The sequence below is a fragment of the Arsukibacterium sp. genome (assembly GCF_033722355.1).
In the GTDB taxonomy this organism is placed as follows: Bacteria; Pseudomonadota; Gammaproteobacteria; order Enterobacterales; family Alteromonadaceae; genus Alishewanella.
The window spans coordinates 1-7,756 of record NZ_JAWVZF010000138.1; the positions used below are offsets into that span (position 1 = coordinate 1).

9 protein-coding genes are annotated in these 7,756 nt (G+C 49.2%); 3 read left to right on the forward strand and 6 right to left on the reverse strand.

Annotated features, from left to right (window positions below; all coding sequences use genetic code 11):
• On the reverse strand, window positions 1-604 hold a 604-nt coding region (locus tag R3177_RS11540; RefSeq protein WP_318971180.1), incomplete at its 3' end, for an FMN-dependent NADH-azoreductase.
• A gap of 184 nt (window positions 605-788) precedes the next feature.
• Between R3177_RS11540 and R3177_RS11545 the strand changes: the two genes are divergently transcribed.
• A complete protein-coding gene (locus R3177_RS11545) occupies window positions 789-1,448 on the forward strand; it encodes a sigma-70 family RNA polymerase sigma factor (protein ID WP_318971181.1) in 660 nt (219 codons plus the stop codon).
• Complete coding sequence (locus R3177_RS11550) at window positions 1,432-2,121, forward strand: ChrR family anti-sigma-E factor (protein ID WP_318971182.1); 690 nt, start codon at window positions 1,432-1,434, stop codon at window positions 2,119-2,121. The genes R3177_RS11545 and R3177_RS11550 overlap by 17 nt, the downstream gene beginning before the upstream one ends.
• A 74-nt stretch (window positions 2,122-2,195) precedes the next feature.
• On the opposite strand, the gene R3177_RS11555 is transcribed toward R3177_RS11550, so the two are convergent.
• Both R3177_RS11555 and fadR read right to left on the reverse strand, forming a co-directional pair.
• Entirely contained in the window at window positions 2,196-4,460 is a 2,265-nt protein-coding gene (locus R3177_RS11555; protein ID WP_318971183.1) for an aminotransferase class V-fold PLP-dependent enzyme, read from the reverse strand.
• Between the two features lie 152 nt (window positions 4,461-4,612).
• Window positions 4,613-5,329: a fatty acid metabolism transcriptional regulator FadR gene (gene fadR / locus R3177_RS11560; RefSeq protein WP_318971184.1), complete on the reverse strand. Its 717-nt coding sequence runs from the start codon at window positions 5,327-5,329 to the stop codon at window positions 4,613-4,615.
• A gap of 172 nt (window positions 5,330-5,501) precedes the next feature.
• Between fadR and dsbB the strand changes: the two genes are divergently transcribed.
• Entirely contained in the window at window positions 5,502-6,035 is a 534-nt protein-coding gene (gene dsbB / locus R3177_RS11565) for a disulfide bond formation protein DsbB (RefSeq protein WP_318971185.1), read from the forward strand.
• A gap of 96 nt (window positions 6,036-6,131) precedes the next feature.
• On the opposite strand, the gene R3177_RS11570 is transcribed toward dsbB, so the two are convergent.
• The 3 genes from R3177_RS11570 to R3177_RS11580 all read right to left on the reverse strand — a co-directional run.
• Window positions 6,132-6,749 carry an FKBP-type peptidyl-prolyl cis-trans isomerase gene (locus tag R3177_RS11570; RefSeq protein WP_318971186.1) on the reverse strand — a complete coding sequence of 206 codons (618 nt, stop codon included), beginning with the start codon at window positions 6,747-6,749 and terminating at the stop codon, window positions 6,132-6,134.
• Window positions 6,750-6,854: 105 nt separating this feature from the next.
• On the reverse strand, window positions 6,855-7,139 hold the full coding sequence (locus R3177_RS11575; RefSeq protein ID WP_318971187.1) for a YfcL family protein: 285 nt from the start codon (window positions 7,137-7,139) through the stop codon (window positions 6,855-6,857).
• 1 nt (window position 7,140) lies between these two features.
• On the reverse strand, window positions 7,141-7,756 hold a 616-nt coding region (locus R3177_RS11580), incomplete at its 5' end, for an ATP-NAD kinase family protein (RefSeq protein ID WP_413229086.1).

The window sequence follows — 7,756 nt, forward strand, 5'->3', positions numbered from 1 at the left end:
AAGCCGCGACTTTATCACTAACTTTCCCAAGCTGCTGATGGGCTGCCGCCAATGCTTGTTGCGCAGCCTCCTCTCCCATATTTAAGCCTTCTGCATAAATAAAGTGAAGTTGGGTCAGGCCAATAAAATTAAAAAAACTGGTTAAAAACGGCGTCTGACTGTCTGCTGTCGTGCCCTGATAAATACCGCCACGTGTCGCCAGGACAATGACCGGTTTGTCTGCCAACAGACCAACCGGGCCATTTTCAGTGTATTTAAATGTGATGCCTGCCCGAGCCAGTCTGTCCAGCATAGATTTAAGTTGTGACGGAATGCCAAAGTTGTACATCGGTACCCCGAACACGATGACATCCGCCTGACGTACCTGCTCAATCAGCTTATCCGACAAAGCGGCAAGTTGCTGCTGCTCTGCAGTACGTTCCGATACCGGGGTCATCCACGCTGCCAGCTCATTCATCTCTAAATGAGGTAAAGGTCTGGCACTGAGATCAATCTCAGTCAGATTAATATTGCTGCCAAGTTTTTCCACAAATGCTTTACTTAACTGAGTGGAACGGCCGTCATCACCGCTGATAGAACTGTTTATTACCAGAACATGTTTCATTATTGTCTCCTGTAAAGATGTTCGCCAATAATACATCACATTTATAGAATGATAATTGCATTAAAACGACAAATCCTTTCTATTTTTTTGTATTTGAATTGATAAACCACCGTTAGTAAAAAGCCGTATAACGCTCAAGTCGAATCATTCTTTTCGTAGCGATTAACAGCCGGGAAAAACGAATATGTTGGAAACTACCGCGCTAACAGGGCATCATGATGGTTTATCTAAGCAAAAGCGAATAAGCCAACGGATGACGATAAATACAGATAACGAATTACGTACCGGGCAATGGGAAGACGCACTGACATTGGTAGCCTTGCATCAGGATAAAGCAGCGTATGCTGAACTGTTCAGCTACTTTGCCCCAAGATTAAGAGCTTTTGGCATCAAAATGTTTGGCAACGAGCAGCAGGCCATGGAAATGGTACAGGATGCGATGCTTAATGTCTGGCGCAAAGCTCGCTTGTTTGACGCCAGCCGGGGCTGCGCGTCAACCTGGATTTTTACCATAGCGCGTAATGTTCGCTTTGATATGCTGAGAAAAAAACAAAGCCGTAAAGACGATATCAGTGCCGATGACTTATGGTTTGATGGCGACTATCCCGAGCAGGAAAGCAACAGCAGCGACAGCTGGGATACCATGTTGATGAGTGAGAAATTAGCGCCTCATTTTGATGCGTTACCGCCTGCGCAGCGTATGGTGATGCAAAAGGTTTATTTAGAAGAAAAATCTCATCAGGAGGTGTCTGATGAGCTGGCAATACCCTTAGGTACAGTGAAGTCCCGGATCCGTTTAGCCCTGGACAGATTGAGAGAGGCACTAGATGACACACGCAGTTAAATTCCATCCAGGTTTAATGCTACTGGAGCAGTATGTTGAAGGGTCTTTGTCTGCCGATGTTGCGCTTGCGGTGTCAGCTCATATTGATTTGTGCCCGCATTGTCAGCAGCAAAGCAGGGACATTACCAATGATCAGGCAGCTGTTCTGACCGAGCAGCAGTTAAGTAAGCGGGATACTGAGCAGGAATGGCAACAAATGCTTAATTTCATCACCAGCCAGCCAGCGCTGACACCTGATGCTGACGTAAGGACAGCCAGCTCAGCGCAAGCAGCAAGTGTGACAGTGAATGGCAAAACATTTGAAATTCCAAGGGCCCTTGCCAGGCTTGCCCAAAAACAAAACAAATGGCTGCACCTTGGTGGCATTGCTACGGCCAAATTGCCTACGGCAGACAAACAGCATGTGTCTTTACTGTATATTGATAAAGGCACCGAAGTTCCTAACCACACCCATCTCGGTCTGGAAATGACGCTGGTGCTGGCGGGAAAAATCGTTGATGAAAATGGCGAGTATGGGGTTGGTGACTTACTGATTAATTCACCGGACGATACACATACGCCCAGGACTCTGGCTGATGAAGACTGTTTATGTTTATCAGTGCTCAGTGCGCCATTGAAATTTAACAAAGGCCTGACCCGTCTGCTAAACCCGCTACAACAGTTTTTCTACTGATCGCGATATTTGTACTTGATGGAGCAAGTTTAGCGCCGTATTAACGGCGCTTTTTTTGCCTGTTTGCCTGCGGTTCAGACCAGCATCGCCATGCCACCGTTCAAATTATATACTGTGCCATAGCCAAAACGACGCAGTACCCTGCAGGCCAGCAAACTGCGATTACCACTGCGACACACCAGCAACAACGGCCGCTCTGGCGTCAGTTTCCTGCTGATTAATGCATCACATAATTTCGATAATGGCACCGCCAGCACCTCAGTTTCAACCGGTAAATGCTGCTGCAGCGGCCCGGCGGTTTGCTCATGAGGCTCCCTGACGTCAACCACCTGTAACTCAGGCTGACGTGTCAGCACTTCAGTCAGTTCAGATATATCCAGCAACCGGCTTGCATCGGTTGGCGTCACCTCCACCAGGCCGCAATAGTAATGACTGGCTTGCTGTAACTTTGCCGTCTGAATATTGAGTTGCTGCTGCCACATTGCTGCCGGCTCGCCGGCCAGAACCTGAGTAAACAATTCACTTTCCTGTTGCGCCAGACGCAGCGTGGTGGCAAAACGCTGCGCATAGTCATGACTGGATAATAACAACGTATCAGCATTAATATTTTCGGCCAAATCCAAGATACTGCGCTGTAACGTCCGGGCATCCCCGTCAGTCAAATCGGTACGGCCAATGCCGCCAGGCATAATAACATCGCCGACAAACGCCGCTAATACCTGGTGCTGCTGGCGCACAATAATGCTGATAGCGCTGGCGCAATGGCCCGGGGTGGCTATGCGGGTTAACACCATATTTGCCAGTCTGAGCTCTGTGGCAGCGCCCGGCCAGCCAAACTCATCGCAATGTTGCTGCTCAGTATTTAGTACCTGACGTAATAGCCGTGCTGCACTTTGCTGCTGATGGTGCTGGTGTGTTTCCAGTATCGCCAGCAGCTTTAGCTGACGGCCGTGGACAATATTAACAATCCGGTTAACCAGCGCTGGTACCGGATCAATCACTATGGCTTGAGCACTTGGGGCATCAATCAGCAAATAGCTGCAACTGTTCTCATGCTTAAGTTGCAGCAAACCATCAGCATGGATCTCCAGAGTTGGTGTGGCATCGGTTACCACCAGACAATGTTTATTCACCACTGCTTTTAGTGCTCTGATTGCATGACAGGCATCAGCGCATTCTGTTGTTGTCATGGCTGGCCCAAACGATAAACGGATAGCCCCCTGACTGCGCCAGGGTGCCAGCCCCATGGCATCCAGCACAAAACTGCTGGGTATTTTTGAGCTGCAGGCCGAGCCGGAACTAATCCGGATCCCGGCTGCATCAAATAAATCCATAATATCTTTGCTGAAAAAGCCCGGCACTGAAAAATTTACCGTGGTCGGCACAATGTAAGGCTGGTCACTGTTTAATACCAGATCAGGAAAAACATAACACAGGGCTGCGATAAGCTTTTCGCGGTATTGCCACAAAGTCTGCTCTGCTTGAAATAGCCCGCCTTCAGGTTGCTGCAGCTCTGCAAGTACTGCGCCGAGCGCCGCAATCCCGGGTAAGTTTTCAGTACCGGAGCGCAGACCGCTCTCCTGGCCACCTCCTGTGATAAAAGGCTGATAAGGTGCCCCTGGCCTGACATACAAAAAACCGATACCTTTTGGTGCATAGAGCTTATGGCCACTAAATGGCGCGTAATCGATAGTGGTTTTCGCCAGTTGCAACTGCATTTTACCCAGCGCCTGAACACAATCCACCAGCCAGTAAACAGCAGGATTGGCTTTACGGATGCAGCTTTCAAGTTCTTTCAGTGGCTGCATCACGCCTGTCTCATTATTGGCAGCCATCGTGCAGATAAGTCCGGCCGCAGGCACGTTTTCACGGATAAAAGCAAAATCGAGCTGGCCATTAACATCGACAGGGATTGCTTTAATCGTCGCATTAAGCTGCAAAACAGTATTCCAGTGTTTCAGACTCTCCGGTACGGCTTTATGTTCGGTTGCACCATATAACAGTAAAGTTGCCGGCCCACCTTTATTCTGATCACGCAGCGCCAGCAGCGCCGACACCACTGAGCTCTGAATACCTTCAGTGGCACCGGAAGTAAACAAAATGCGTCCTTCCCCCGCCCCGGTTACCTGACGGGCCAGACTGCGGGCGCGTTCCAGCGTCGCTTTTGCCTTAATCCCAGTGGTGTGACTACTGCTAGGATTTCCAAATTGTTGTTGCATGCATTGCATAGCGGCAGCCGCCGCTGCTGGCAGTACGGGTGTGGTAGCATTACAATCTAAATAGATATCGGAACTGGTTGTTGCCGGACGGATATCTGGCTTTGCTGATGCGTGTTTCATCCTCGGGCCTATTTCAGGCGGCACTGCCGCTTATAGCAAAAAGAAATATGATATAACCGGGCATCATAAACGGCGTTGGCATAAACAACAAGCCGCACGCGGCAGCCGGGGACAGAAAATATAAAAAAGGCTGCAATCAGCAGCCTTTGATATTACTCAATCAAATCTTTTGGAATGTCAGGTCTTAATTCCTGCCATATTTTACCGCTTTCAATACCATATTTTCGCACGGCCATGACAACTTCATCGTGTTTTCCCGCTTCAGCATATTGCTTTAACTGAGCATAATATTTGCGGGCCAGTTCCCGGGCGGCCGGATGCGAAAAATAAAAGCGGGCAATTTTATTATAAAGCCCACGAAAACCATTTAATATCAACACATAAATCCGGTTTGATGAGTGCAAAGCCAGTTCATGGTTCAGATTGTAGTCAAACTCGGCAAAGGCCGCGGCGGTATCATCCAGTGCTTCAGCCCCAGTAAAAGCGGCTATTACCTGCTGCTGGTGGGTTTTAATCGCACCGCGAATATAAATAGCGCTGATATTAGTCCGGGCTGACAGCAAATCATCGACCAGTTTGGGCATTTGATCTTCATCCAGCCGGGCCAGGGTTTCCAGAATATTCAGGCCCGACGTTTCCCAGTAGTTATTCACTTTAGTGGGTTTGCCGTGTTGAATAGTCAACCAGCCATCACGCGCCAGGCGCTGCAGTACTTCACGTAATGTTGTCCGGGTAACGCCAATCAGTTCAGACAGTTCACGCTCTGCCGGCAAGATTGATCCAGGCGCAAATTTGCCATTCCAGATCGAGTCCACAATATATTCTTCTGCAAAACCGGCAGGGCTTTGCGCTTTAATCAGATTGGTCATGCCAAAAAATCCGTCAGGGTCGTCATAAAAGTTGACTGATTGTACCAGAGCGCTGTCAGTTAACAAGCCGGTACTTAAAAATAGCCTGCCACCACCAACACAACATTTGTGTAATGCCGATAAATCACTTAAATTAGCCAATTAACTGATTGTTATATCAATAGGAACATTTATGCTGGCTACAATAAAAAAAACATCGCGCCATCGCCTGTCCTGGTTTTTACTGGCATTAAGCGCTCTGGCCTTACTGGCAAGCGGCTTATATTTTCAGTATGGTCTTAACTTACAACCCTGCATCAAATGTATTTATATCCGTGCTGCGTTTGCCGGCGTGCTGCTTGCTGGTTTGCTGGGGTTTCTGGCACCAAAACACGATTTTTTGCGGCTGGTGGCGACAGCGCTATGGCTGATAAGCGCTGCAATTGGTCTTTATCATGCAGTTCAGTTGGTCAATATTGAGCAGACACTGGCAGCGGGTGGTTTTAGCAGCTGTGCCTTGTTTGCTGAATTTCCGGCCTGGTTAGCGCTGGATAAATGGTTGCCAGCGGTATTTGAAGTCACCGGCAGCTGTGGCGCCGTCGACTGGCAGTTTTTAGGCCTGAGCATGGCCTACTGGAGCATGCTGATCCTGGCAGCCTACTTGCTGGCAGCACTAATTGTGTTGATTGGCCAGGCAGCTCGTATTTCCGATAACCCTTACCGGTAATGCGACTGGGCCAAAGCCGTGACCGGTTGTCTGACTAATAAAAAGCCCTGCTGATGCGGGGCTTTTTATTAGTTGCTTTAGCGTTTTGCCAGGCCTTTACAAAATAGCCAGTAACTCTACATCAAATACCAGGGTGCTGTATGGGGCGATAGCATTACCTGCCCCACGTTCACCGTAGGCCAGGTTCTGCGGTACATACAACCGCAGTTTTGAACCTACCGCCATTAATTGTAAAGCTTCAGTCCAACCGGCAATAACACCGGAGACCGGAAATTCTGCCGGCTCACCACGTTGATACGAACTGTCAAACACCGTGCCGTCAATCAGCGTGCCGTGGTAGTGTGTCCGAACGGTAGAAGCAGTAGTCGGTTTCTCACCTTCAGCCGCGACCAGCACTTCATATTGCAGGCCTGAAGCGGTAACTGTCACTTCGGGACGCTTGGCATTTTCAGCCAGGAACATTTCGCCTGCTTCGGCCAGGGCTTTAGCTTTTTCCTGTTCAGCTGCCTGCATCCGCTCGCTGATAACGCCAAATGCTTCGCGGATTTGCTGCTCACTGACTTCTGGCTGCTGCTCGTTGTAAGCCGCAGCCAGACCCGCTGCTACTGCGTTAATATCCAGGCCGTCAAACGGGTTGTCAGCCAGTTGCTGCCCCATCTGTAAACCAATACCATAACTGGCGTGTTGCTCTAACGTTGTATATTTATCAGACATAAGTTCCACTTTTGCTGGGCTGCCGGCAGAAATAGTTTACCTGGCAGCAATTAAATCCGGTTGCCATACTAACCTATTGTGGTGCGAAAGTCTTGCCGGCGCACCCTACAGCATTTGTATCTGTTGCCACAATTGCTGGACATGCTGCTGATCAGCAGCAGTCAGCTCGCCACCGGCTATTGCTTTTGCCAGGCTTTGTTCCACCCAGCTACATAACCGGGGTTTATCAAAAGATTCTGCGGCAACTTCCAGACTACCCACCGCCAAATCAAAATGGCCACGCAAATAACCGGCAGCAAATAACTGATCATCTGTCGCCTGCGGCGTCAGGCCGTCAAAATAATCAGCAACAGTATCGATATACTGCGCTGGTATGCTCACTTGATTCATTTTACTCCTCATCCTGATAACCTAACCGGTATATAACGTAGTCGTTGTAGCCTGTCAGCACATGTAATAAGCCGTGCAGCGCTTTATCAAGCGCCTGATCACCAGTATCAGCAAGCAGTGGCCGGCCATTTAGTTGCTGAAGCTTGGTTTTTGTCGCCAGCAGCATAATATTGTCCCGGCCAATGGCTTTTATTACTGCCGGCGACAACTGCTGATTACCACGGCCAAATACATGGCCCTGGCCACCAATCAGGGTAATGACCAGTTTGCTCGGATAATCGGTCACCAGCTCCAGTAATTGCTTCGCTGTGACATCGCTGGCAATCAACTTGCCGTTCTCTACCACGTCAACACCCAGTAAGGTATTGGCAAGACCCAGCTCTGCCATAACGGCGGCGACAGTGCTACCCGACCCCATGACATAACGCACGTTATCTTCCATTAAACCGGCAACATAAGCAGCAAGATCGTCCAGTACCAGCTCTTCAGATTCTTTGCCTGCCGCTTTTACACTCTGCACAAACCGAAGCTCTGCCGGAATACGCATCTCACCGTAGCGGCGGGCTTTGACCACACCACTGCGAAAAGCCGTTTCGTCAATGTCCATTACCGGTGCT